Origin of the sequence: Nocardia sp. CA-120079, from assembly GCF_050955745.1 — a bacterium.
GTDB lineage: Bacteria > Actinomycetota > Actinomycetes > Mycobacteriales > Mycobacteriaceae > Nocardia.
On record NZ_CP192088.1, the window covers coordinates 4557095 to 4579220 of the forward strand.

The 22126-nt window shown below is 65.8% G+C and carries 27 protein-coding genes and 3 pseudogenes; 17 read left to right on the forward strand and 13 right to left on the reverse strand.

The annotated features are described in order from the left end of the window. Positions 1 to 43 precede the first annotated feature (43 nt). The 3 genes from ACQPYR_RS20805 to ACQPYR_RS20815 all read right to left on the reverse strand — a co-directional run bounded on the left by ACQPYR_RS20805 (position 44) and on the right by ACQPYR_RS20815 (position 1307). Positions 44 to 256 (reverse strand): hypothetical protein, encoded by a 213-nt coding sequence (locus ACQPYR_RS20805; RefSeq protein WP_433634645.1) that lies wholly within the window; start codon positions 254 to 256, stop codon positions 44 to 46. Between the two features lie 240 nt (positions 257 to 496). After that, entirely contained in the window at positions 497 to 844 is a 348-nt protein-coding gene (locus tag ACQPYR_RS20810; protein WP_433634647.1) for a hypothetical protein, read from the reverse strand. A gap of 37 nt (positions 845 to 881) precedes the next feature. Then, positions 882 to 1307, reverse strand: coding sequence for an Hsp20/alpha crystallin family protein (locus ACQPYR_RS20815; protein ID WP_433634649.1), 426 nt, complete (start codon positions 1305 to 1307; stop codon positions 882 to 884). Positions 1308 to 1454: 147 nt separating this feature from the next. Here ACQPYR_RS20815 and ACQPYR_RS20820 point away from each other — a divergent pair, with 147 nt between their 5' ends. Together ACQPYR_RS20820 and ACQPYR_RS20825 are read left to right on the forward strand one after the other, a co-directional pair. Continuing rightward, positions 1455 to 1814, forward strand: coding sequence for a MerR family transcriptional regulator (locus tag ACQPYR_RS20820; protein ID WP_433634651.1), 360 nt, complete (start codon positions 1455 to 1457; stop codon positions 1812 to 1814). Positions 1815 to 2090: 276 nt separating this feature from the next. Next, positions 2091 to 2234 (forward strand): hypothetical protein, encoded by a 144-nt coding sequence (locus tag ACQPYR_RS20825; RefSeq protein ID WP_433634653.1) that lies wholly within the window; start codon positions 2091 to 2093, stop codon positions 2232 to 2234. Positions 2235 to 2245: 11 nt separating this feature from the next. Here ACQPYR_RS20825 and ACQPYR_RS20830 read toward each other — a convergent pair whose 3' ends face one another. After that, positions 2246 to 3148 carry a LysR family transcriptional regulator gene (locus ACQPYR_RS20830; protein ID WP_433634655.1) on the reverse strand — a complete coding sequence of 301 codons (903 nt, stop codon included), beginning with the start codon at positions 3146 to 3148 and terminating at the stop codon, positions 2246 to 2248. 167 nt (positions 3149 to 3315) lie between these two features. Between ACQPYR_RS20830 and ACQPYR_RS20835 the strand changes: the two genes are divergently transcribed. Both ACQPYR_RS20835 and ACQPYR_RS20840 read left to right on the forward strand, forming a co-directional pair. Next, positions 3316 to 3627, forward strand: a complete 312-nt coding sequence (locus ACQPYR_RS20835; protein ID WP_433634657.1) for an EthD family reductase — start codon at positions 3316 to 3318, stop codon at positions 3625 to 3627. 302 nt (positions 3628 to 3929) lie between these two features. Continuing rightward, positions 3930 to 4430, forward strand: coding sequence for a hemerythrin domain-containing protein (locus ACQPYR_RS20840; RefSeq protein ID WP_433634659.1), 501 nt, complete (start codon positions 3930 to 3932; stop codon positions 4428 to 4430). Between the two features lie 12 nt (positions 4431 to 4442). On the opposite strand, the gene ACQPYR_RS20845 is transcribed toward ACQPYR_RS20840, so the two are convergent. Next, a complete protein-coding gene (locus tag ACQPYR_RS20845) occupies positions 4443 to 5552 on the reverse strand; it encodes a carboxylate-amine ligase (protein ID WP_433634661.1) in 1110 nt (369 codons plus the stop codon). Between the two features lie 193 nt (positions 5553 to 5745). Here ACQPYR_RS20845 and mbp1 point away from each other — a divergent pair, with 193 nt between their 5' ends. Beyond that, the gene (gene mbp1, locus ACQPYR_RS20850) at positions 5746 to 5991 is read left to right on the forward strand and encodes a microaggregate-binding protein 1 (protein ID WP_433634663.1); all 246 of its coding nucleotides are present in this window, start codon (positions 5746 to 5748) and stop codon (positions 5989 to 5991) included. Positions 5992 to 6181: 190 nt separating this feature from the next. Here the strand turns inward: mbp1 and ACQPYR_RS20855 are convergent, their stop codons facing one another. From ACQPYR_RS20855 to ACQPYR_RS20870, 4 genes and pseudogenes are all read right to left on the reverse strand, one after another. Continuing rightward, positions 6182 to 6718, reverse strand: coding sequence for a hemerythrin domain-containing protein (locus tag ACQPYR_RS20855; protein ID WP_433634665.1), 537 nt, complete (start codon positions 6716 to 6718; stop codon positions 6182 to 6184). A 31-nt stretch (positions 6719 to 6749) separates the two neighbouring features. After that, on the reverse strand, positions 6750 to 7640 hold the full coding sequence (locus ACQPYR_RS20860; RefSeq protein ID WP_433634667.1) for a manganese catalase family protein: 891 nt from the start codon (positions 7638 to 7640) through the stop codon (positions 6750 to 6752). A 127-nt stretch (positions 7641 to 7767) separates the two neighbouring features. After that, positions 7768 to 8100: a hypothetical protein gene (locus ACQPYR_RS20865; protein ID WP_433634669.1), complete on the reverse strand. Its 333-nt coding sequence runs from the start codon at positions 8098 to 8100 to the stop codon at positions 7768 to 7770. 215 nt (positions 8101 to 8315) lie between these two features. Beyond that, positions 8316 to 8618: pseudogene (locus tag ACQPYR_RS20870) on the reverse strand (cytochrome P450); the annotation flags it as partial. Between the two features lie 131 nt (positions 8619 to 8749). Between ACQPYR_RS20870 and ACQPYR_RS20875 the strand changes: the two are divergent. Both ACQPYR_RS20875 and ACQPYR_RS20880 read left to right on the forward strand, forming a co-directional pair. After that, positions 8750 to 9346: pseudogene (locus ACQPYR_RS20875) on the forward strand (hypothetical protein); the annotation flags it as partial. A gap of 91 nt (positions 9347 to 9437) precedes the next feature. Next, on the forward strand, positions 9438 to 9602 hold the full coding sequence (locus ACQPYR_RS20880) for a hypothetical protein (RefSeq protein WP_433635452.1): 165 nt from the start codon (positions 9438 to 9440) through the stop codon (positions 9600 to 9602). A 159-nt stretch (positions 9603 to 9761) separates the two neighbouring features. Here the strand turns inward: ACQPYR_RS20880 and ACQPYR_RS20885 are convergent, their stop codons facing one another. Further along, complete coding sequence (locus ACQPYR_RS20885) at positions 9762 to 10265, reverse strand: SPW repeat protein (RefSeq protein ID WP_433634671.1); 504 nt, start codon at positions 10263 to 10265, stop codon at positions 9762 to 9764. Between the two features lie 134 nt (positions 10266 to 10399). On the opposite strand from ACQPYR_RS20885, the gene ACQPYR_RS20890 reads away from it, so the two are divergent. Beyond that, the gene (locus ACQPYR_RS20890) at positions 10400 to 10846 is read left to right on the forward strand and encodes a MarR family winged helix-turn-helix transcriptional regulator (RefSeq protein WP_433634673.1); all 447 of its coding nucleotides are present in this window, start codon (positions 10400 to 10402) and stop codon (positions 10844 to 10846) included. 351 nt (positions 10847 to 11197) lie between these two features. Here the strand turns inward: ACQPYR_RS20890 and ACQPYR_RS20895 are convergent, their stop codons facing one another. Beyond that, positions 11198 to 11686: a pyridoxamine 5'-phosphate oxidase family protein gene (locus tag ACQPYR_RS20895; RefSeq protein ID WP_433634675.1), complete on the reverse strand. Its 489-nt coding sequence runs from the start codon at positions 11684 to 11686 to the stop codon at positions 11198 to 11200. 85 nt (positions 11687 to 11771) lie between these two features. On the opposite strand from ACQPYR_RS20895, the gene ACQPYR_RS20900 reads away from it, so the two are divergent. Beyond that, a complete protein-coding gene (locus ACQPYR_RS20900; protein WP_433634677.1) occupies positions 11772 to 12206 on the forward strand; it encodes a winged helix-turn-helix transcriptional regulator in 435 nt (144 codons plus the stop codon). 464 nt (positions 12207 to 12670) lie between these two features. Here the strand turns inward: ACQPYR_RS20900 and ACQPYR_RS20905 are convergent, their stop codons facing one another. Both ACQPYR_RS20905 and ACQPYR_RS20910 read right to left on the reverse strand, forming a co-directional pair. Further along, complete coding sequence (locus ACQPYR_RS20905) at positions 12671 to 12874, reverse strand: cold-shock protein (protein ID WP_327099590.1); 204 nt, start codon at positions 12872 to 12874, stop codon at positions 12671 to 12673. 416 nt (positions 12875 to 13290) lie between these two features. Continuing rightward, the gene (locus ACQPYR_RS20910; RefSeq protein ID WP_433634679.1) at positions 13291 to 14049 is read right to left on the reverse strand and encodes an IclR family transcriptional regulator; all 759 of its coding nucleotides are present in this window, start codon (positions 14047 to 14049) and stop codon (positions 13291 to 13293) included. A 285-nt stretch (positions 14050 to 14334) separates the two neighbouring features. Between ACQPYR_RS20910 and ACQPYR_RS20915 the strand changes: the two genes are divergently transcribed. From ACQPYR_RS20915 to ACQPYR_RS20950, 8 genes and pseudogenes are all read left to right on the forward strand, one after another. Beyond that, positions 14335 to 15378: an NrtA/SsuA/CpmA family ABC transporter substrate-binding protein gene (locus ACQPYR_RS20915; protein WP_433634681.1), complete on the forward strand. Its 1044-nt coding sequence runs from the start codon at positions 14335 to 14337 to the stop codon at positions 15376 to 15378. A gap of 1 nt (position 15379) precedes the next feature. After that, a complete protein-coding gene (locus ACQPYR_RS20920; protein ID WP_433634683.1) occupies positions 15380 to 16225 on the forward strand; it encodes an ABC transporter permease in 846 nt (281 codons plus the stop codon). Further along, on the forward strand, positions 16222 to 16977 hold the full coding sequence (locus ACQPYR_RS20925) for an ABC transporter ATP-binding protein (protein WP_433634685.1): 756 nt from the start codon (positions 16222 to 16224) through the stop codon (positions 16975 to 16977). Before ACQPYR_RS20920 ends, ACQPYR_RS20925 begins: the two co-directional genes overlap by 4 nt. Further along, complete coding sequence (locus ACQPYR_RS20930) at positions 16978 to 18027, forward strand: ABC transporter substrate-binding protein (RefSeq protein WP_433634687.1); 1050 nt, start codon at positions 16978 to 16980, stop codon at positions 18025 to 18027. A 73-nt stretch (positions 18028 to 18100) separates the two neighbouring features. Then, on the forward strand, positions 18101 to 19231 hold the full coding sequence (locus ACQPYR_RS20935) for an LLM class flavin-dependent oxidoreductase (RefSeq protein ID WP_433634689.1): 1131 nt from the start codon (positions 18101 to 18103) through the stop codon (positions 19229 to 19231). Continuing rightward, complete coding sequence (locus ACQPYR_RS20940) at positions 19228 to 20391, forward strand: LLM class flavin-dependent oxidoreductase (RefSeq protein WP_433634691.1); 1164 nt, start codon at positions 19228 to 19230, stop codon at positions 20389 to 20391. The genes ACQPYR_RS20935 and ACQPYR_RS20940 overlap by 4 nt, the downstream gene beginning before the upstream one ends. A 12-nt stretch (positions 20392 to 20403) precedes the next feature. Then, positions 20404 to 21111 (forward strand): annotated as a pseudogene (locus ACQPYR_RS20945) (class II aldolase/adducin family protein). A 33-nt stretch (positions 21112 to 21144) separates the two neighbouring features. Then, positions 21145 to 22095 (forward strand): ABC transporter substrate-binding protein, encoded by a 951-nt coding sequence (locus tag ACQPYR_RS20950; RefSeq protein ID WP_433634693.1) that lies wholly within the window; start codon positions 21145 to 21147, stop codon positions 22093 to 22095. Positions 22096 to 22126 lie beyond the last annotated feature (31 nt).

The window sequence follows — 22126 nt, forward strand, 5'->3', positions numbered from 1 at the left end:
GCCGTGGCGCCAACCAGTGTGCGCTACGGCCGGGACGGTGGTGTCAGTAGGCGAAGGGGTAGTCGTCATCGGGTAGCGGGGTCATCAGGGATTGTTCGTGGCGATCGGTGGTGTCGACGCCATCGAAGGCGGTGCGGATTCGTTCGACCGGCGGGTTCACTGTCCAAGTGTCCCAGCAGGTTTCGCGGTCGGTTTCGTGGGCGAGGGTGAGTTGCTCCGCGTAGTCGGCGTCGTCGCGAGTGGGAATAGTGGTCATGGCAGCCTCCAATTCGTCCTGGCCGCTCCAGTCGGCAGCTGCGATGGGGAAGAGGGGCGGGGTGGGTCCGGATGCTGGTTCCGGCCCACCCCGCGGCAAGGAAGAGCGACGTGACATTCGACAGATTCCGCGATGGCGGTCAGGTGCCCCGCTGGTGCCACATGTGTGGCGGTGCGTAGAAACCCGGATAGGCCGGGTTCGCGAACGCGGGAGGTTGATGGGCATCGCCGCCACCGCTGTTCATTCCGCTGTTTCGGATACGGGCATCACCTCGCTTCGATTGGTTGATTCTGCTGTGCGGATCGCGCCAGAGCCGTCCCAGCGCTGCGGAGGCCCGCGCTGAGTGGCTCGCCCTGTCGCGGGCCGGCGCCCGGTCATCTGGGCGAGGTTCGCCGACGCGACGGCCCTCGCTGGTGCCCGCTGCCCGGGTACCGGCGTTGGCGTACCCGGGCGGACCAGCAGCGCTGTGCGGGCTTCGCACAGGATCTGTTCCACCTCGGCGAACAACGGCTCTACGTCGGGATCGAGGATCAGCAGCTGCGCATCGAGGGTGTCGAACGGACCTACGCCAGCGGTATTCGTGGTCATGACGCTGCCTCCTGGGAGAAGCGCCGGGACGAGTGGGTCAGGCGTTGATGGCCTGCTGCCTGCTGTGATCGCTGTGTTCGATTTCGATCTTGCGGGGCTTTGCTTTCTCCGCGACCGGGATCGCCAGGCGCAGCACACCATCGGTGTAGTCGGCGCGGATGTGGTCGGTGTCCAGGCCCTCGCCCAGGAACAACTGGCGGCTGAACACGCCGCGGGAACGTTCCGCGGCAATCATCGACCGGCCCTGATCCAGCTCCGGGCGGGATGCTCGCACGGTCACCACGTTGCGCTCGATATCCAGATCCAGGGACTTCGGATCGATGCCAGGCAGATCGAATTCGACCACAAACTCATCGCCATCGCGCCAGGCGTCCATCGGCATTACCGCGGGACGGGCCGCCGTGCCGAACACCTGCTGCGTGAGACGGTCCAGATCACGGAACGGATCGGTACGCATCAGCATGGTCGCCACCTCCAACACACTCCATTCTTTCTAGGTCGGATCAGATAACCTCTGTCATCTGACATAGATTTGTTTTAGCACTCTCGACAGATGAGTGCAAGCACCTAGAATAGAAAACCTGTAAGTAATGCAGAGATGAGGACGAGGATGCAGCAGGAGCCACTCTCGGGATCGCATCTGCCTGATCCGGGGCAGGCGGTGTACTCGATCTCGGTCACCGCGGATCTGGCCGGGATCGGAGTGCAGACGCTGCGGCTCTACGAGCGTCACGGACTGATCACCCCCGCCCGCAGCGACGGCGGCACCCGCCGCTACAGCAGCGACGACCTCGTCCGGCTGCACCGTATCGTCGCGCTGACCGGGACGGGAGTAAACCTCGCCGGCATCGCGCGCATCCTCGACCTCGAAGACGCCAATGCCGACCTGCACACCGAAAACGACCGACTACGCCGCGACGCCGACCATGGACATCGCATTGACGTGCCAGGCGATGTAAGGCGCATCTGAATTCGCAACCACACGGCCACTCGATCCGGGAGCGCTGGCGCGACTGCTGCCCGACGACTGCGGCCCTGAGACCGAAGCGGTGGGCGGCACCGGAACCGGCAGCACGACCGGGGATCGACCTGATCGGTGCGGAACGAGTACCTGTCGTGGGCGCAGTGCCGGACCATCGGCCGTCGTTTAGGCGTGATCGAAGAAGTAGCGGCGGCTCGTCTGGTCGAGCTCGCGGATCTCCGACGCGCGTTGCCCGGCACTCTGATTGGCTAGCCGGGCAACGTCTTGGACCTGGCCGACTTCACCATCGATGACGCCGGGCGGCCGTCGCTCGAGCAGTTCCGGGCGGCGCCGCCCACGCCGTCGGCGCAAGCCCTGGCCCTGGTGGTGCGGGTCGGCCTTGCCGCCGCCGACGTCCGTCTCGCGTGACTTGCTGCGCGTCAGTCCGGCAGCCAGTGCAGCTCGTGTGCCAGGGTTTTGGCGACGGTACGGATGCGGCGGTGTAGTGGTGACTGCATGCGAGGGAGGACCAGGTGGATCGTCAAGGTGGGTGCGCCCTGCAGCGGTCGCCACGTGAGACCGGCCGGTGTTGTCGTGACCGCGGCTTCACCGGCCGGGGCGAGGGTGAGCCCGTCGCGTAGGTCGCGCTGAGACATGTCGAAAGAGACTGCGGGCGTATGGAATCGGGGGTTCGGCCGGGTGCCGCGGAACAGTGCGGACAGCTGATCATGGATCACGGGGTTGGCCGTACGGTCGGGGAGTCGCAGCGGATACGCGGCCGCATCGGCGATCTCGATCTCCGGATGTTCGGCCAGCGGATGATGCTGTGCCAGTTGGACCCCGACGCGCATGCGCCGCAGCAGGAACCGGCGCACGCCACGACCCGGCTGTTCACCGCGGGTGATCCCCGCATCGATGCGGCCGTCGGCGACCGCGGGGGAGATCTCCGGTGTCGCCATCGGGACCGCGCCGACCTCGAGTCCCGGGCTGCTGCGAATGAGCCTGTCCACCAGGGCCGGTGCCGTCTCGGCCCCCGCGCTGAGGCTGTATCCGATGCGCAGCGTGCCCAGTTCACCGGCCCCCGCATTCCGGGCGGTGTCCCATGCCCGGTCCAGCGCCGCCAGCGCGGGCGGCGCGGACTCCGCCAAAGCCGCACCGGCCGTGGTCAATACGACGCTTCGCGTGTTACGAACCAGCAGGCTCGTACCGAGTTCCGCCTCCAATCGGCGCATCCGGGCACTGAGTGCGGGCTGCGCGATGCCGATCCGTGCGGCCGCGCGGGTGAAGTTCAACTCCTGCGCCAGCACCAGAAAGTACCGCAGGCTCACCGTATCCGGCGCCATGTGCCCTCCCTGTCGATTGATAACGATCCGTTCTGAGCTTATCCCGTCCCGGTCTTTCCCCCGACCACACATCAGGCCCTAACCTGCGCATATGACGATTCACCTGACCGCGGTAGCGGACATCGCACTCACACACACCGCCGACCCTGATGTGGACGGAGGTCGCCATGCATAAGTTGGTGGTCCTATATTGCGAGCCCGCTGACCCTGACCACTTCCGCGACTACTACGTGACCAAGCACCTTCCACTGGTCAAGAATTGGCCCGGCCTGCTTGCGTGGCGATACAGCTTCGACGTAGCGGCGACCAAGGGAGAAGCGCCGTATTTCGCGGTCTTCGAAGGCGACTTTGCCGACGCCGCCGCCATGGCCACGGCGCGGGCGTCGCAGCACGGCCAGCGGCTGGCCGCCGATGTCGCCAACTACGCCACCGGCGGTGCTGTCATCATCCACTATCCGGTGCAGGGCGGCACCGGCTGAGGCAGGACGGTACGCTCCCCGATGCCCTGGCCGGATGTCACTGTGGTTGATGCGTGTGTGCGGCGCGACGGCCGGGGCGGCAGCCCCAACCTGCGCGGCGGCAAACCCGACGGCGCGGGGAATGACAAGCAGCCGACCGCAGCAGCGACCGCACGCCGGTCCGCGTCCGTCGCCGCCGGGCGTGCTGCTTCGGCGTGGCCTCGTGTTTCCGCAGCGTGGCCGCCGTGGCGGTTTCGGTTCTGATATTGCGGGCACGCCTGGCATAGGTCCATTCCGTGAGTATTCGAGCCCGAGGAGTTGCGGTGTCCAGTGATGCGATCGTCCTATTGCGTGAAGACCACAAGGAGATTCGGAAACTGTTCCGTGAGTTCGAGAAGGCGGGCGATAGGGCGCACGCCACGAAGGGACGGCTGGTCGACAAGATCATCGAGGCGTTGACCGTGCACACCTATCTCGAAAACGAGTGCATGTATCCGACAGTGCGCAAGCTGGTGCCCGACCTGGAAGACGACATCCTCGAATCCTATGAAGAGCATCACGTCGCCGATGTGCTGGTGATGGAGTTGGCGATGATGAAGCCCGAGGACGAACGCTTCACTGCCAAGGCCACGGTGCTGATCGAGAGTGTCGATCATCATATCGACGAGGAAGAGGGAACCTGGTTCCCGAAGGTGCGAGAGCAATTGGGGCGCAAGCAGCTTCAGGAGATCGGTGCGCAGATGATCGAGTTGCGCAAGAAGGCACCGCGATCGCCCGCGCAACCGTCAGCCCTGAAGAAGGCGCTCGATTCGGTAATCGCGTAACGGCGCGTAGTTTTAATCCACCGAAAGGCCGTTTGTCAGCTGGAAGGATTCGACGAGTTCTTTGAGCCCGAGCCTTGCCACTGTTCGTTGTCGTGCGGCACCGGTTCCGTGGTGTTCCAGGGCGGCCAACAATCGCTTGGCCACAGCGGTGTCACCGGCTTCTTCGAGTTCGTCGGCGATCCACTCGACCAGATTGCCCAACATTTTCAAAGCGGGAACCTGTACCTCGTTGACCGTATCGATCGCGGGCCCGGTGAGACCATGCCGGGCCGCCGTCCATATCGCGGCCGCCCCGACCTGCTGGTCGATATGCGGGCCCTCGATTCCGGCTTCCAGTTTGTCGATGGCGGTTTGCACCAGCCCGCGGGTCAGTACGGCCTGGAGGACGGCATCGTCGACGGTCGCGGCGGTGTCGGCGGCGCGAACTTCGACGGTTGGGTATACGTCCGAGGGGCGAGCCAGCCAGAACGACATGTGGCCATCGATGAGGACACCGGATTCCACGAGGGTTGCCACTCGAGCCTCGTAGTCGTCGGCCGACCGTGCATAGGGTGGCAATCCTGAACCGGGGAACCGCGATAGCTCGGCGATCCGCCATGAGCTGTAGCCGGAGTCGTGACCGTCATGGAAAGGCGAGTTCGCGCCGACCGCGATCAGGGTCGGTAACCATGGACGTAGATGATTCACCACGGCGACGGCCTGGTCGTCCCCGTCGACACCGATATGCACGCGCGCGCCGCAGGCGGTATAGGTTTGCGCCATTTCTCGGTATCGGTTGTGGATACGCGCGTAGCGGCTGTCCTCGGTGCCACCACAGGTCGGGGTGCTGCAGATAGGCGCGTAGCCGATCGGGAGAACTACCAGTTTGCAGTCGTGCCCGGCGGTGGCCAGCTTTCCGCGAGCTGCGCACAGATCTGCCCGCAGGGCTTCCATCGTCGTATGTACGCGGCTGACCGACTCGATCTGAACTCGTTGCAGCTCCGGTTTGAATCTGTTCGATTCATCGGATTCGAGGTTCGTGCGCATCCAGTCGAGAACCGCGTCCACCCCTGCGACCGGAACTCCGCCGACGTCGAGCAGGAGAAACTGTTCCTCGAATCCCACTGTGCGCCGTCGCCGCATCGGATCTACCTTCGTCGCGAAAAATCCTGCCACGCCGACATACCCGCGAAAAATTGCGGCAAACACCTGGCAGCCGTGAGCTGTGGGTACCTGGCGGCAGGATCGCCGCAAGTTTTCGGGCGGTGGTTCAACCGGGCGGAGCAGGGTAAGCGGGCGGTGTCAGCCGATTAGGCGAATAAGGGAGGTAAATACCATGGCCGAGCACAAGAGTGGTCCCCGCGAAGCCGCCGAGGGCGTCGTCGAGGACATCAAAGGAAAGGTCAAGGAAGCCACCGGAGCTGTCACCGGCCACGATGATCTGCGGGATGAGGGCCGCGCGCAGCAGGACAAGGCCGAATCCCAGCGTGATGCCGCACGTAAGGAAGCCGAGGCCGAGAAGGAGCGGGGCGAAGCAGCCGCGCACGAAGCACGCGAGCGCGCCCATCAACACGGCCGGTAACGGCGATCGTAACGGCTATCCAACGGGCCGCCGAGAACCGAGTCAGTCGGTAGCTTTTGGGCACCCTCGCACTCCAATGCGACTGGGTGGCAACCGAAGTCCCTCGATACCCATGATCAGGATTTCCAGCTCGGTGAAACGACCGAGTGGGGAGTAGCTCAGTTCGTGCCGCAGGACCGACGCGAGCTGGTCATCGAGATGGATGGTGGGGTTTCCGGTTGGAACGACTGGCAGCTCCCCGCGCGGCGCGACAGTGCCGAGCAGCTAGAGCTGCTCGGCACTGTGGATCGACCGCGTCGCCTACGTGCGCGGCATGGGCGAAGTCGAGAATTTCAGGTGTGCGGTGGGTCCGGTGGTTGATGCGATCTTCTACCAGTGAGCAGGTCGCGGGCTCTGTCGGCGAGGGCTGCTGCCAAGCCGCTGGTTTTCTGTGCGCTGGGACTCGACGGTGTGTGCGGATGTGGTCGGGTCGGAGCCATCTTGCCAAGTCTTCCTGCTGGATGGCAGTGTCGGCGAGCTTGTCGCCCTCGGCGAGGGTCCGGCGCACCGCAGGCCAGAAGAATTGCTCCTCGACTGCTTCATGCTGTGAGGCCGCGATCACCAGGCTCGTTGCAAGATCCGAGCGCGTGCGAGTCTCGATCTCGCCGTCGCCGCTCCCGCGTTCCAGCAATTCGATCATTCCCAGCACGCTCTCGTGATCGTTGCGTAGGAAAGTCAAGGCATCCATCGGTTCACCCTCCGGTGTGGCTGCCGACCGGTCAGCCCGGCATGTGTTGTTCGTGGGTGAACGGCTTGGTGCCATGCACCGCGGGTTCGCCCTGCGGATTGTCTTCGGCGCCGTGATTGGAGCGGTCGTCGGAGCCGAGCCATTCGGTGACCGGGTTGTCGACGTAACGCCACTGCATGCCCTGCGGCCACGGGCCCTGTCCCTCGTTCCACGGACCACGAGCGCTCTGCGCACCGTTGGACATGTTGAACGCGACATTCTGGAAACGATCGTCACCGGGCAGTGCACCGGGAGGGAAGTTCACCGGCAACTCGTTCAACGCGGCGGTGAACTGCTGGAAATGCGCCACCTCTCGCGTCATCAGGAACGACAACGTGTCCTGCACACCCGGATCATCGGTGAACTGCTTCAGGTATTCGTAGATGATTTTCGCCCGGGATTCCGCGGCGAGGTTGCTGCGCAGATCCACCGATGGTTCCCCGTTGGAATTGACATAGGAACCCTGCCATGGCACGCCCGCGGAATTGCTGACATCGGGCCCACCACCGGTCAGCGCGAAATACAAGGGGTTCGCCGCGACTTGGTGGATGGCCTGCTCGCGCCCGGCCGAATCGGCGATCACCGGCATCCAGTCGCACCGCTCGTTCGCCTGCTTCAGATCGTCGTTGAGCCCGTCCAGCAGCATCGTGATCATGGAACCGACGATCTCGAGATGGCTGAACTCCTCGGTGGCGATGTCCATGAACAAGTCGTACATCTTCGGATTTTTGCGACGCAGCACGAATGCCTGACTGAAATACTGCATCGCCGCCTTGAGCTCACCATTGGCGCCACCGAACTGCTCCTGCAGCAACGTCGCGAACCGCGGATCCGGCCGATCCACCCGCACCTCGAACTGCAGATCCTTGTTATGAATGAACATCGCGCTCCTTGATGGTCGACGTCACACTCGGACGATCGGCGGCTACCCCGGCAGGCCAGCCAAAAACATTGCCGACGAAAATCGCACCTGTGGGCGGGGCAACAGCGCATGCTCGCCGGGATGTCCTTCAGCGCATGTGAGCGCGGATGATCGCAGCGTGGGCGTGCAGCATGGCGGGCAGCCTGCCGACAAGAACGGCGGTCGAGGCTCGATCGATGACCGTGGCATCAGCGCGGCATATCGTGAGGTCGCAGCCGATCAGGGGCCGCTCCAGCACAGACAAGGCGCGGGTCCAATGGTCGACGTCGATGCGGTGGGCCAGCTCATCGAGAGCGGAGGCGACCTGCGCACCGCTGCCGACGTGATACACGCTCCACCACACGCCCCGACCAGCGGGCCAGGTGAGGTACACCGAGCAATCCAGCTGCTCGGCGGGGCTCACCATCGACTGTGTGGCCACCCGATCATTGTGCTCCTCATGGTCAAAGGGCGGTGCCGGCCCGACTACCGCTGTGGTCCCGACCCTCCGTGTCGTCGCCGGTTACCGAACCGGCTGGATTGCTGCTCGCCGTCGCCCGGCCAGGCGTACTCGAACCTCGCCGATGACCGCCGCACACCTCGCCGGTCTACGGTCAGTTGCTCGTCGTGTGATCCATGAATGGTTGACCTCCGTGCTCAAAGGACCGGGACCAGTGTGGGGTGGACGGCGAAGTCGATCCCGAAGTTGTTGAACGTCAAGGGGAGTGCTGTGTCGGGGTCCGGTCGTGGGGTCGACAGCATTCGGAAGTCCGTGGTGCTGAGCAGGTGGGCGAGCAGGGTGATGGTGATGAAGAGCACGAGGTTGCGGCCGGGGCATTCGGCGGGGCCCGCGCTGAACGGCACGAGCTGCGGATACTGCTGGGCGCGCCCGTCGAGCCAGATGTCGGGGACGAATTCATCGGCGAACGGCAGCAGGTCCGGGTCGCGATGGAAGGCTGGCACGGGAGGGCGTGCGGCAGCTGTACTCGGCGGCGACCGAGGGTGAACGGCCACTCGATGCGGTCGCCCTCAACGCCGGAGTCGGGCGTGGTGGTTCGTTCGCCGACACCGATTTCTTCCACCGGGCCAAAATGCTCGGTACCGCGATCGGTCGCGGCCCCAAGGATGACCCTGCCGATGTGGCCCGCCAGGGTATCGACGCCCTGCTGGGCGACAAACGGGACGAGGAGAAGTTCGACCGGGTCCTGGATCTGGCCACGCGGCTCCCGGAACTGCGTGAACGGATCCGGGTCGAACTCGATCGGTCGGGTCTGCGGCGGCACCGGGTCGAAGCAGTCGCGGTCGGTCTACTCGACCGCGGTGTTTTCCGAATCGGGGGCGAGGAGTACGCCGAAGAGAACGGCACGCGTGGTGTCTCGACCCTGCTGCGCGATCAGGTCGAGGTGGACGGTGATGAGATGTTGTTCGATTTTGTCGCCAAAGGCGGAGTTCGGCGGCGCGTCCGTATCCGCGACGCCCGACTCGCACGCGCGGTTCGATCGCTGCGGCGCAGCCGCGCCGACTCCGAGCGGCTTCTGGTCTACCGCGCCGGCGGCCGATACCGGGAACTGCACGCCGATGACATCAATACTCGTTTCAAAGAGCTGACCGAAACCGATTGCAGTGCAAAGGACCTTCGCACGTGGCAAGCCACCGTGCTCGCTGCGGCCGGATTCGGGCACATCGATCCGCCCACCTCGCAACGTGCACGCAAAAGTGCCGAACGCGAGGTAGTGGCCGAAGTGGCAGCCGGCAGCCGCACTGGGCAATACCCCAGCCGTGGCCCGTGCTTCTTACATCGATCCGCGCGTGGTCGAGTCGTTCGCCGATGGTGTCACGATTTCCAAGGCGTTGGCCCGCGCCGCCCGCGCCGATTCCGAAGATGGACGTCAGTTGATGGTCGAACGCGCGGTGATCCGGTTGCTGCGGCGCGCGGCACGGTGACGAATCGGCCCGTTCAAAGGGATCTTCTTGTCCAGCTGTGGTTTTCGCGTCGGCTAGTGGTGGTTGAAGCCCGGTAGATTTTCCGGGCTTCACCACTTGGATCCAGCCATGTCGGCCGCGTCGGGCTTCGCGGGGTCTGCTCGGCGCCGCGGTTTTTGGTTACCGCGCGGGAGGCTCTGGCGGAAGCCCGGATGGCCGCTGGGTTCGAGTCGCAGTTGCGAGCGGTGCCTCGCTGGTGAGTCGTCCCGTCCGGCTCATCCCGAGGAACATCGAGCCCAAACCGAGCAGCACAGCGATTGCGCCGGCGACCACGTTGTTCCAGATCGTCGATGCGGTATCGACGTTGCCGCTGACGATCCACGGAGCCAGGATGGTCCAGAGGCCGATCAGCGGAGCAGCCCATACGATGCCGTGGGTCCGGCCGTACACCGAGGCGAACCCGAGAGCCAGCATCGCGAGGGCGATACCGACGATGAGATTGTTGCCGGTCAAGGTCGAAAGCCCGTTGAACCCGACAACCCACGGGGAAATCGCGATGTAGAGACCGGTCAGAAACAGCAGGCCGGTGACCGCCTGGGCGTCCGGCGCCTCAGAAGCGCGCTCGTACTTCTCCCGCAACTCCACGATGTCGGGATGCCGACTCATCATGGTTTCACTACTCATGCTCTCCACCACCCTTCAGACGTAGTGGCGAATCAAAGCCTTCTCGAGCCGGGGAGCGTCCCACGATCAGCCGCGACACGCGGCTCGTTCTGATCGCCACCTACTCATATATCATGTCATGATATTATCACTCTATGACACAATGGTCTACGTCATCGGCTGAAACCCTCACCGACCAGGAATATTCGAGACTGCTGACGTTTCGAGCCGGGCTTCGCCAGCTCCTGCGCTGGAGTGAGCGCCGGGCGGCCGAAGTGGGACTCACCGACACTCAGCACCAACTGCTGCTGGCTATCCGAGGGCACTGCGATCCCGGCGGGCCGAGCATCGCGGAACTCGCCGGATACTTGTGCACCCGTCACCACAGCGTGGTGCAACTAATCGATCGCACCGAGCAGCTCGGCCTCGTCGCCCGCAAACGGGAGCAGGGCAACGACCGCCGCATCGTGCGCCTCATGCTGACCGAGGCGGGCGAGGAGACCCTGGCCTCGCTCAGCGCCACACATTTGGAAGAACTGCGGCGATTGACCCCCGTCCTCAGCGCCCTGGACGACGCAACCGTAATACCGCAAGCGGGATGAGACTGGCCGGTCCAGGCATTACGTGGGACGCAGCAGTAGCGTCACCGTCCGGGCCCGGCGAAGCGACCGTCGCGCTGATCGGCGCCGGCCAGTCCGAGCCAGGAGCCGCCCGACTCCTGTCCTGATATCGCGACCGTGTGGCCGACAACCGAGCTCGACACCGCGAGACGGCAGCGGTCACCGCCGGGGCCGACATCGATCTCGGCTAACTTGGCAATACGGGCAGATTCGTCCGAACCGGCACATATCCGGTCGCTGCGCTCATCTCAGCGGTCTGACGCCCAACGCGAGATGTGCGTCCTGAGCTCTTCTCAGGAAACTTCGGTTTGTTCGTTGGTGAGCTGCTGCTGATCAGTGCTCGGCAGCGAGTGTGTCCCCGTATAGCTTGGCAACCCGGAGCCTAATCACAAGCCGGTTGTCCTCGACCATGTTCTCGAGAAAGGTCGGGGCGTCGTCGGGGTTGTCGAATTCGGGGAACATGGCGAGCATTTCGCGGCCCGTCGCGTCGCCGGGAACCGTGCTGACCGAAGAGATCTCCACAGTGCCCTCGGCCACCGCGAAGCTGAGATGGTCTGAGCTGCTCACGTAGAGCGCGGCGCGTGGATCTCGGGTGAGGTGGCGGACTTTGACGCGATCGGCGGTCGAGCCGATCGAAATCACGCCTGCGCCCGAATCCCATTGGTAGGCAACGGTCGACAGGTGTGGATGCCCGTCGCGCTTGATGGTTGCCAGCGCTCCCATCCGGTTCTCGGCGAGAAAGCGGTCCAGCCGCTCGGTCGGCAGCCGGGTCGGAGCCGCTCCCCGACCCGGTTCGTACATCGATTCCTGAACGTCGGACATGGCGACCCTTCCGCTGTCATGGTGCACTATTTGTTACTGAGTGCATGATCTGTCACGGTCGTGTCGGGCGGAAGGAGGCACTTTCATGTTCCAGGGTGACAGCGATGTTCCGGTGCAGGTAGACGCGGTCGCCGAGGGCGATTCGTCACTCGATCACGCGTGTTCGGTGCTGGAAGTCCTCAATCGGGTCAGCGGCAAATGGGCCATCGGTGTCCTGCTACTGACCACTCGGCGGCCGATGCGTTTCACCGAACTCGAACGCGAAATCGACGGTGTCAGTAGGCGAATGCTCACACTGACCCTGCGCAATCTCGAACGTGACGGCCTGCTGACCCGCACGGTCTATCCTGTGGTGCCTCCCAAGACCGAATACGAAGCAACACCGATGGCCCGAGATCTCTATTTGACCCTTCTAGCGCTGACCGGATGGGCCGACCGCCACCGGAACACGATCGCCGCGGCACGCAGAACTTACGACGAGCAGGCCACACCCTCGGTCACATCGACCGAATCAGCATGATCCGCTGGGTATCCCCTGCGCCGGTTCCTCGGTTGCGGCACGACCCTGCGACTTCAACGCTCATCGGCAATTGAGTGCGTTCGGCCGGACGCACCCAGGCGCGTCGGACCCGCTCGCCGATGACGCCGGAGGAAAGCGACCTGCGCAACCGCCTCCAGACCCAGGTGCTCGGGCAGCCAGAAGACCGGTAGCGAGCTGAACTCAACCCGGCACCCATCCTGACCAGGGACTTACGCCATATCCGTTGTTTTTTCGGCGATTACTACCAGAACCCCGCGACTCAGCCTCAATACCATTCAGATCAAATGGCGCCCCAAGGAACCGTTGCGCTCGAGCCGATTCTGTGCGGCTGGAATCAAGCCATTTCTCCGATGGACGGTCAGCGGCGGCGGCCTGGTTCGTTGCCCCGGAACACGCAACAGCCCCGCACCCTGAGGGGGCGGGGCTGTACCGAGCTGCGTCGATCAGATGGCGCGGACGTCCTGGGCCTGCGGGCCCTTCTGTCCTTGTCCGACCTCGAACTCCACGCGCTGTCCTTCTTCGAGGGACTTGAATCCCGAGCCGGATACGGCGGAGTAGTGCACGAAGACGTCAGGGCCGCCACCGTCCTGCGCGATAAAACCGAAGCCCTTTTCGGCGTTGAACCACTTCACACTGCCTTGAGTCATTGCTTAATTCATTCTTTTCTGTAGATGAGCCAAGCGGATCACGTCGATAAGCTTGATCTCACCGGATAACCATCCCATGGATGTACGGCAGAAAACGCAAAATGTGAGCCAACCGACCCTCAGCGCCCGGTACGGACACTGACTGCCGTGTCCTGTCGGGTGACTGATCTGACGCCACTGCCGATCTGAGCGCGCAGACCGCCGGTGGTCGAGCGCTCATCCGCGTGGGTGATACCGCGGCCGAAGTCTACGGATCGCGGGCGACCATGCGGGCCTGCCGATGCCAAATCCGTGCAACCTCATTACGTCCCCCCGGTCCATCTCCGGCCTCGGCAAAAGCTGCCGGGCAGGTCTCCTACCGCCGCCGGGGCGTCACCGGCCGGATTTCGAAGAGCGTCGACAATGGCCGAGGGGTGTCATTCGCTGGTCTGGTCGGCGGCGAAGCGGGCGGCGATCTCGGCGGCGGTCACTTTTGCCAGTTCGACGAGGAACGGAAGGCGCTCGGGAATCATGAGGGTGGTGGGGCCGCGTAGGCCGAGGGCGAAGCGGGCGTCGCCGGTGGGGGTGAGGATGGGCAGGCCGATGGTGCGGAAGCCGGGGTCGAGTTCTTCGTCGTTGTAGGCGTAGCCGCGGGATCGGGTGCGGGTGAGTTCTTCTCGCAGTTCGGCGGGGGTGGAGACCGAGCGGGCGGTGCCTTCGTCGTAGGGCAGGGTGGCCAGGAAGTCATCGGAGGTGGCGGACCAGGCGAGCAAGGCTTTGCCCAGGGCGCTGGCGTGCAGGGGAAGTCGAACGCCCATGAGGCGGTGGCCGTCGCTGTCGCGCCAGCGGCTGGTGCCGAGCAGCACGGCGTGGATGCTGTGGCGGATGGCGACCGAGGCGCTGGCGCTGGTGGTGGCGGCGAGCTGTTCGAGGCTGGGTTCGGCGAGGTAGATGCGGTGCTGGCGGTAGGCGATCTGGCCGTATTCGGCCAGGGCGCCGCCCATGCGGTAGCGGCTCGAGGTTTCGTTCTTGTCGAGGAATCCGGCCTGCACGAGGGCGCTCAGCAGCCGGTGGGTGGTGCTGACCGCCAGGCCCTGCTGGCGGGCGATCTCTGATACGCCGCGTTCCTCGCCGCCGCGGAAGCAGTCCAGCACAGACAGGGCACGGGCGACGGTCTGCACTCCGGAAGCTTCCACGCCGGGGACGGTAACACGGTGCGGTGGGGCCGCTGGGCGACAGTGCTTTCCGATATGTGGAAACCGTGGCGTGATTCGGGTTCTGCTCACGGTGAGCGAAAAGCGGTATTTCAGCTGAGCTTTCACCCGGACGGCCAAAAATAGGTGTCCAATAACGCTTCCACTGTGCGCGTGTCAATCCTTCCGATCCTCGGAAAGCATTACCTCGCAACGCCGCGGCTGCCGCACCTACTGTCGCTGCTCATGGATCGGCTTCGATCCCTGATTCGGAAGAGGTGCTCCACGATGTTCCGCACGCGCAGGCCAAACCGTTGGCGTCTCGCGCTCGCGCTCGCCCCCGTCGTTGCTCTGGTGGCGGCGTGTGGCTCGGGAACCGCCATCGAGGCGGGCCCGCAGGCGGAGCTGGTGCTGAAGGTGGCCGACCCCGGCAATTCCGGTCCGCTGGCGGTGGCCAAGCGCGACGGCACCTTCGACAAGGCGCTCGCGCCGCTGGGCGCGAAGGTCGAATGGGTCACCACCACACCGGGATTCAGCTCCATGCTGAAACTGTTCAATACCAAGGAACTCGACGTCTCCGGTGCCGCGTTCAGCCCCGTGGTCGGCGCACTGTCCAAGGACGTGGCCGTGCGCATCGTCGCGGTGCAGGACCCGGCGGGCAAGGATCAGAGCGGCATCATCGCAGGCAAGGATTCCGGCATTCACTCCGTCGCGGATCTGGTCGGCAAGAGGGTCGCTGTCAATCCGGCGGGCAAGGGCGAATACATCGTGCTCGAGGCGCTGGCTCAGGCCGGTATCCCGGCCGACAAGGTGACGCGAGTGCCGTTGCAGCAGAAGGACGCGGCCTCGGCGTTCGCGACCGGCAAGGTCGATGCGTGGGCGTCGTTCCTGGTGCCGTATCAGGAGGCCAAGGCCAATGGTGGCGTGGAGATCGCGACCGAACAAAGCATCGGCTCCAAGGACAACTCGGTGGTGGTCTTCCGCACCGAGATCCTCGACAAGCGGCCCGAGGTCGCGGCCAAGTACCTCGAAGTGCTGCAGAGCCTGACCGCTCAGCAGCACAGCAATCCCGCCGGGTTCGAGAACGTCTTCGAGCAGACCGGTCCGCGCGCCCTCAGTGGTGCGCGCCTGTCCGACGCGTTGCGGGTCGGGGCGGAGGCGACCGTGCCGCGGCTACCGGTCGAATCCGATGCCGCCGATCTGGCCGATGTGGTGAATCTGTTCGCCGACAACGGTGTGATCAGCCGCCGGATCACTGCCTCCGACATCTTCTACGACCTGAAGGCCAAACTCACTCCTGAGCAATTGGCCGCGCTGAAGACGGACCGCTGACATGGCTGTGCTCGCCGTCCCTGCCGCCGAAGAAGACCTCGGCACGCTCGCTGCGCCGCGGACCCGAATCGAGAAGTCCAGGCCCGTATGGCTGTCGGTACCGCTGCGTTTCCTGTTGCCCGCGTTGATCGTCGCCGCCTGGTGGATCGGCTCGGCCACCGGTGCGCTCTCGCCGCAGGTGCTGGCCGGACCGCCCAAGGTCTGGTCGGCATTCACCGAACTGCTGGGCAGTGGCCAGCTGCTCGACTTCGCGGTGGCCTCCTTCACCCGCGCCGCGCTCGGTGTCGGACTGGGCGTCGGTGTCGGGCTGCTACTCGGACTGATCGCCGGATTGTCCAGCCTCGGTGAGGAATTGGTGGACTCCACCATGCAGATCGTGCGCGCGGTGCCGTTCCTGGCGCTGGTGCCCTTGTTCATCGCCTGGTTCGGCATCGACGAGCTGTACAAGGTGGCACTCATCGCGGTGGCCACCGTCGCGCCCATGTACGCGTACACCTATCTCGGCGTGCGCAATGTGGACCGCAAAGTGGTCGAGGCTGCGCGCGGATTCGGTTTGCGCGGAGCGCGGCTGGTGCTCGAGGTGATCCTGCCTTCGGCGCTGCCGGGCATCCTCATGGCGCTGCGGGTGTGCTTGTCCATCAGCATCACCGGCCTCATCGCCGCCGAACAGGTCGGTACCAGCGAGGGGGTGGGCTATCTGGTCACGTTGGCGCAGGAATACAACCGCACCGACTACATGGTGCTGTGCGTGGTGCTGTATGCGGTGCTGGGCTTGATCTTCGATGTCGTGGTGCGGCTGGCCGAACGGTATGCGATGCCCTGGCGGCGGCAGGTGGCGATCCGATGATCGCCGTCGAAGAGTCGCCGCGTGCCACCGCGCCGGTCGCCGTGCGGATCACCGGACTGCGCAAGGCCTTCGGTGACAAGATCGTCCTCGACGGGGTTGATCTGACTATTCGCCGCGGCGAGTTCGTGGTTCTGCTCGGTCCGAGCGGCACCGGCAAGACGACCCTGTTGCGCCTGCTCACCGGCCTGGAAACTCCGGACGCAGGGCAGGTGCTGGTGCCCGCGGTGCGCACCACCGTCTATCAGGAGCCGCGGCTGATCCCGTCCAAGCGGGTACTGGCCAATGTGACGGTCGGGCAACGCCGTTCGAAGCAGACCCGGGAGGCGGGCCTGCGCGCGCTGGCCGAGGTGCATCTGGACGGCAAGGCCCGGCAGTGGCCGGCGACCCTGTCCGGTGGTGAAGCCCAGCGTGCGGCGCTGGCGCGGGCGCTGGTGCGCGAACCCGAACTGCTGTTGCTGGACGAGCCGTTCGCCGCGCTGGACGCGCTGACCCGGCTGCAGATGCAGGACCTGGTGGGGGAGTTGGTGACCCGCCATCACCCGGCGGTGCTCATGGTGACCCATGACGTCGACGAGGCGGTGCGCCTGGCCGACCGGGTGCTCATTCTCGATCGCGGCCGCTTCGCGGTGGACACCGAGATCGACCTGGCCCATCCGCGCGACGGCAACGACCCCGCCGCGCTGCGCTATCGCGCGGCCTTCCTCGCCGAACTCGGCGTCGGCGCCGCGCCCTCGAAGAATTCAGGAGCATAGATGACCACCACAGCACAGCCCGATCCGGCCGGCACCCTCTGGTACACCCGCTGCCCGGTGCCGACCGCCAGCGGGCTGGCGCACAGTCTGGGCTGGCTGGGCGAGACCGCCCGTACCCACGGCCTGGACTTCGGGGTACTACAGGACGCAGGCCCAGAGTTGGCCGCCCGCCACTTCGACCACACTCTCGAGGGTTTGGTGCGAGAAGGCGGCAACGTGCCCGCGCTGGCCGCGCGCGCTCAGGGCTCACCGACCCGGCTGATCGGGCTGACCTGGATCGATGAAGCGCAGGCCATTCTGGTCGGCCCCGAGTCGCCGGTGAGTTCACCGGCCGAACTGGCGGGACTGCGGATCGGCGTCCCGGCCTGGGCGCAGGATCAGGCGCGCAGCTTCCCGCGAGCGATGGCCCTGCACGGGTTCACCAGCGCCCTGCGCTTGGGTGGTCTCACCCTCGCCGACGTGCAGGTAGTGGAACTGGGCGTGGAGCGGGATCCGCAGGTGCGCACCGAGGTTCAGCAGCGTGCCCGATCCATCACCTGGGGCGCGGACGAGCTGTTGCGCGGTGCGGTGGACGCCATCTACGTCAAAGGTGCTCGCGCTCAGGAAGTCGCCGCGCAGCACGGGTTGCGGGTGGCGGTGGACTTGGACGCCACCGACACCCAGCGTCTGCGCGTCAACAATGGCACCCCGCGTCCGATTACGGTCCATCAGGATCTGCTCGACACCAACCCGGACGCGGTGATCGGGTTCCTGGCTCAGAGTCTGCGGGCCGCGGACTGGGCGACCGACAATCTCGACGGTGTGCGGGAGGTGCTGCAACGCGAAACCCTGTCCGGGCCAGCGGGAGTCGTGGCCGCCTACGGCACCGAGTTCCACCGTGGTCTACATCCGTCGCTGGATCCCGAACGCCTGGAGCTGCTCGGGGTGCAGAAACAGTTCCTCTACACCCACGGTTTCCTGGCCGCCGATTTCGACTTCGACTCCTGGGTCGCCCACGAGCCGCTGGCGCGGGCGCGGGAGCTGGTCGCCGCCGGGCAGGTCGCCGCATGACCGAGTCAGGGCCCGGAGGAGGCAGCCGGCGTAACCACGGAGGGCCCCTCGGGCATGCAAGAAAGGACACCGCATGACCGAGTATCTGTGGCGGCTGCCCAGCCATGGTGATGGTCGCCGGGCTCGCCCGCAGTTGCGGCACCGCGGTGGTTTCGGTGACCCCGTCCCGACACCGGCCAGCGGGCGCTTCGGTGCGCGCCCGGACGACCGGGAGCCGACCGATGTACGCCCCGGCCACTACGGGCCTTTCGACGATCTGCATCAGGTGATCGACGCCGCCGAACTGGCGGGCCTCGACGGTGTGCTCGCGCCGTACGACCCGCTGGGCGAGGAATCATGGATCGTGGCGGGCGGCGCGTTGCGCGCCACCCGCCATGCGCGCGTGATCGTCGAATTCCAGCCTGCGTTCGGCACTCCGGTGTACGCGGCGAAGGTCTCGGCCACCCTGCAACGGCTGTCCGCGGGACGGCTGGGCTGGCGGCTGGCCGTCGACACCGACGCCGAGGAAGCGCGTACTCGCGGCGACCGGGTCAGCGGGGACGACCGGTATGCGCGGGCAGCAGAGTTCCTGACCGTGGCGCGCGGGGTGTGGAATGCCGATCCGGTGCCCGGCGCCGGATTCCAAGGCACCGGGTTCGATTTCGCGGGCGAATACTACGACGTGATCGACGGCGGCTTCCGCGGCATCCTGTCCGGGTTGCCGTTCCCGACGGTGTACCTGTCGGGCACTTCCGAACCGGCACTGGATCTTTCGGCCCGTTACGGTGACGTCCACTTTTTCACCGAATCCACCGACGGTCCGGCCGGGGCGCTGGCGCGCCTGCGAGAGCGCACCGCCGAGACCGGTCGCCGGGTGCGCGCGGGACTGGAGCTGCCGGTGATCGCCCGGGAAACCGAGGACCAGGCGTGGGCGCGCGCGGAACGCCAATGGCGCGAAGTTCATCCCGACGGTCCCGGCGCGCGATCGCTGAGTCTCGACGGTGCGCGCTGGGCCGGGTTCGCCGAGCTCGGCTACCCGCAGCCGGTCGGCCTGGTCGGCAGCTATGAGCAGGTCGCCCAGCAGTTGCAGGTCTACGAGGCCGCCGGCTTCGACAGCATCGTGTTGTCCGGGCACCCGCACATCGAGGAAGTGCACCGCGCCGGTGAGCATTTGCTGTTCCTGGCCGATCCGGCCGGCCGCACCCTGCAGGAGACCACGGCATGAGCATCGACATCTATTGGCGCATCGGCATGGAAGGCGACCATGCTTCCCTGCGTACCCCGCGCCGCTACAACCGCGGCCACGCCAACGGCTACGGCCCCGGCAATATCGCCCCGGCCGTGCGCGGGGGCGCACTCGATGGCTACAGCTACATCGACCACGTCGCCGCCGTCGCCAAAGCCAGTGAATCGGCCGGGTTCCTGGGTGGTCTGCTGCCCTCGTTCCCCGTGACCGAGGACCCGTGGGCCTTTGCCGCTGCACTGGCCCGCGAGACCACCACCTATCGGTTCATGGTCGCCTTCCAGCCCGGGTTCCTGCATCCGGTGCAGGCCGCGCGCATGTCGGCCAGCCTGCAACGCGCCACCGGCGGACGGCTGGTCTACAACATCATCAGCGGAGGCGGTGGCCCGGCCCAATTGTGGTGGGGTGACAAGGTATCCCACGACGACCGCTACGCACGCACCAGCGAATTCCTCGACGTGCTGCGCGGAGTGTGGGACGGACAGCCCTTCACCCACGACGGCCGGTTCTTCCGCACCGACGCCGCCGCCCTGCCGCCGGGGCTGGCCGGGCAACCGTTCCCGGAGGTCTACTTCTCCGGGTCCTCGGGGGCGGCAGTGCAGGCCGCCGGCCGTCACGCCGACTACTACCTGTCCTGGCTCGAGCCCTACGCCGATCTGCGCGCCAAGTTCGACGGGGTGCGCGCACACGCCGAAACGATCGGGCGCACCCCGAAATTCGCGGTCCGCATCGACATCGTGGCCCGTCACACCGAGGAAGCGGCCTGGGCCGAGATCCGCAAAGGCTGGGCCTTCGTCGATCGCGACGCCGCCAACCGTGCCGCTCGAGGTGATTCGGTCGGTGCGGCCCGCATCAAAGGCTGGGTGCCCGAAACCATCACCGGCTACCGCGATCTGGAAGTGCAGCCCAACGTCTGGTGCGGGTTCAGCCTGATTCGCGGCGGACCCGCGTTCGGTCTGGTCGGCAGCTACGAACAGGTCGCCCAACGCCTCGACGAATTGATCGATCTCGGTGTCGACGCCTTCATTCTGGCCGGTAACCCGCATCTGGAAGAGGCCTACCGGGTCGGTGAGGAAGTTCTGCCGCTGCTGGGACGCACCCGTCTGACCACCCCGACCACTCCCGTGCTCACCCACGCCTGACCAGGAGAAGCCATGACCACCACCGAGATTCGGCTCGACGAGGACGTGCAGACCTTTGTCGTGGCCGCGACCCGCGACGCGGAGAAGGCCTTCTGAGTGCTGCGTGAGACCGGCACCGTCACCGGCAACGGCACCGTCAATTTCGTCGAACGCGTACCGGGCACCGAGATCGCCGTCGCCCTCAACGAACCGGGCCCGTGGGCCGACGACCGCACTGTCGTGCCGGTCGTGGCCGGCTTCGACGGTGACGTGCTGTCGGGCACCGGATCCGCCGGGTTCGTCACCGGCTACGCCAAGGTGTTTCGCGCGCACCCGGAGATCACCTCCGTGGTGCACGTGCACAGCCCGTGGTTGGGCGGCTGGGCCCAGACCCACCGCGTATTTCCCATCCGCTATGCCGCGGTGCAGCGGCTGACCCTGTCGCGGCAGATCCCGCCGCATATCGACCGCAGCATCGGCGCCGGGGATTTCATCCTCGACCAGCTCACCCGGGACCCCGACCTGATCGCCATCTTCGAAGCCAACGGCGGCGCCAACGTCATCGGCCGCGCCGGACTGCTGGAGCTGGCCAAGCTGGTGGTGCTGCTCGAGGAAGGCGCCCAGTATCAGGCCATCGCCGAAACACTCGGCGGCTCGGTCGATTTCGACAAATCCAACCTGGCCGTCCAATGGGGCCGCACCGGCCTCGCCGACGAAGCTCGCCGCCGCGGCCTGATCTGACCACCAATTCCCAGCATCCCCAGGAGCCTTTCCATGACCGTTCGTGTCGGCTACTTCCCGCACAACAACTCCCTGTTCGTCCTGCGCCACCTCGGCATCCTCGAGCGCACCCTGCCCGAGGTGGAATGGGTGGACCTGCGCGCCCTGCCACAGCCGGAGCGCGTGGATGTGAAAACCGCACTGCCGTCGCTGCATTCGGACTTCTTGTTCACCGATCCCGGCTACGACTTCATCGGCACCGGTTTCACCCCGCCGGTCACCGCCTTGGCCCACGGCCGCGACATCGTCTACGTCGGCATCTCCGCTCCGCGCAGCGAGAACGGGCGCCTGGTCACCAAGGCCGACAGTGGCATCGAATCGGTTGCCGATTTGAAGGGCAAGCGCGTCGGCATCGCCCACGGCTCCTGGCAGACCACCCTGCTGCTGTTCGCGCTGGAGCAGGCCGGACTGGGCTGGGCCGACATCGAACCGGTCGACACCGACGTGCACGACGGTGGCGCCGCGCTGCTAGCCGGCGACCTCGATGCCTGGGTCGGCGCCTACCCGGGGTTGACCGCCGTGGAGGCAGTCACCGAACTGCGGACGCTGATCGACACCGAGTCGCTGTTCAGCCACCCTTCGCTGTGGTTCACCCGCCGCGACTTCGCCGAGAACAATCGCGAAGCCCTCCAGGCGATCATTGCCGCGCTGCAGGAATCCGATGCGTGGATCGTGCAGAACCCGCGCGCGGCCGCCCGGTACTTCGTCGACGACATCGTCGCCCGGGGTGGCAGCGCCGATCTGGACGCCTGGGAGGCGGCGCTGCGCGGGCGGCCCTTCGGCATCGGCCCGGTGACCGAGGAATTCCTCGACGAACAGCAGCACGCCGCAGACCTGCTCGCCGTGAACGGGCTACTGCCCCAGACGATTCGCGTGCGCGAAGCGGTCGACGCATCGATCGGCGAATTCGTCGTCGCGAGCCGCGAACCGGCGACCGCCAAATGACAAACGCTGTCCGGCCGCTCGGGGTGAGCGG

Coding starts and splice junctions, on each gene's coding strand:
- ACQPYR_RS20805 (WP_433634645.1), bottom strand. CDS start 256: ATGACCACTATTCCCACTCGCGACGACGCCGACTACGCGGAGCAACTC.
- ACQPYR_RS20810 (WP_433634647.1), bottom strand. CDS start 844: ATGACCACGAATACCGCTGGCGTAGGTCCGTTCGACACCCTCGATGCG.
- ACQPYR_RS20815 (WP_433634649.1), bottom strand. CDS start 1,307: ATGCTGATGCGTACCGATCCGTTCCGTGATCTGGACCGTCTCACGCAG.
- ACQPYR_RS20820 (WP_433634651.1), top strand. CDS start 1,455: ATGCAGCAGGAGCCACTCTCGGGATCGCATCTGCCTGATCCGGGGCAG.
- ACQPYR_RS20830 (WP_433634655.1), bottom strand. CDS start 3,148: ATGGCGCCGGATACGGTGAGCCTGCGGTACTTTCTGGTGCTGGCGCAG.
- ACQPYR_RS20835 (WP_433634657.1), top strand. CDS start 3,316: ATGCATAAGTTGGTGGTCCTATATTGCGAGCCCGCTGACCCTGACCAC.
- ACQPYR_RS20845 (WP_433634661.1), bottom strand. CDS start 5,552: ATGCGGCGACGGCGCACAGTGGGATTCGAGGAACAGTTTCTCCTGCTC.
- mbp1 (WP_433634663.1), top strand. CDS start 5,746: ATGGCCGAGCACAAGAGTGGTCCCCGCGAAGCCGCCGAGGGCGTCGTC.
- ACQPYR_RS20855 (WP_433634665.1), bottom strand. CDS start 6,718: ATGGATGCCTTGACTTTCCTACGCAACGATCACGAGAGCGTGCTGGGA.
- ACQPYR_RS20860 (WP_433634667.1), bottom strand. CDS start 7,640: ATGTTCATTCATAACAAGGATCTGCAGTTCGAGGTGCGGGTGGATCGG.
- ACQPYR_RS20885 (WP_433634671.1), bottom strand. CDS start 10,265: ATGAGTAGTGAAACCATGATGAGTCGGCATCCCGACATCGTGGAGTTG.
- ACQPYR_RS20890 (WP_433634673.1), top strand. CDS start 10,400: ATGACACAATGGTCTACGTCATCGGCTGAAACCCTCACCGACCAGGAA.
- ACQPYR_RS20895 (WP_433634675.1), bottom strand. CDS start 11,686: ATGTCCGACGTTCAGGAATCGATGTACGAACCGGGTCGGGGAGCGGCT.
- ACQPYR_RS20900 (WP_433634677.1), top strand. CDS start 11,772: ATGTTCCAGGGTGACAGCGATGTTCCGGTGCAGGTAGACGCGGTCGCC.
- ACQPYR_RS20905 (WP_327099590.1), bottom strand. CDS start 12,874: ATGACTCAAGGCAGTGTGAAGTGGTTCAACGCCGAAAAGGGCTTCGGT.
- ACQPYR_RS20915 (WP_433634681.1), top strand. CDS start 14,335: ATGTTCCGCACGCGCAGGCCAAACCGTTGGCGTCTCGCGCTCGCGCTC.
- ACQPYR_RS20920 (WP_433634683.1), top strand. CDS start 15,380: ATGGCTGTGCTCGCCGTCCCTGCCGCCGAAGAAGACCTCGGCACGCTC.
- ACQPYR_RS20925 (WP_433634685.1), top strand. CDS start 16,222: ATGATCGCCGTCGAAGAGTCGCCGCGTGCCACCGCGCCGGTCGCCGTG.
- ACQPYR_RS20930 (WP_433634687.1), top strand. CDS start 16,978: ATGACCACCACAGCACAGCCCGATCCGGCCGGCACCCTCTGGTACACC.
- ACQPYR_RS20935 (WP_433634689.1), top strand. CDS start 18,101: ATGACCGAGTATCTGTGGCGGCTGCCCAGCCATGGTGATGGTCGCCGG.
- ACQPYR_RS20940 (WP_433634691.1), top strand. CDS start 19,228: ATGAGCATCGACATCTATTGGCGCATCGGCATGGAAGGCGACCATGCT.
- ACQPYR_RS20950 (WP_433634693.1), top strand. CDS start 21,145: ATGACCGTTCGTGTCGGCTACTTCCCGCACAACAACTCCCTGTTCGTC.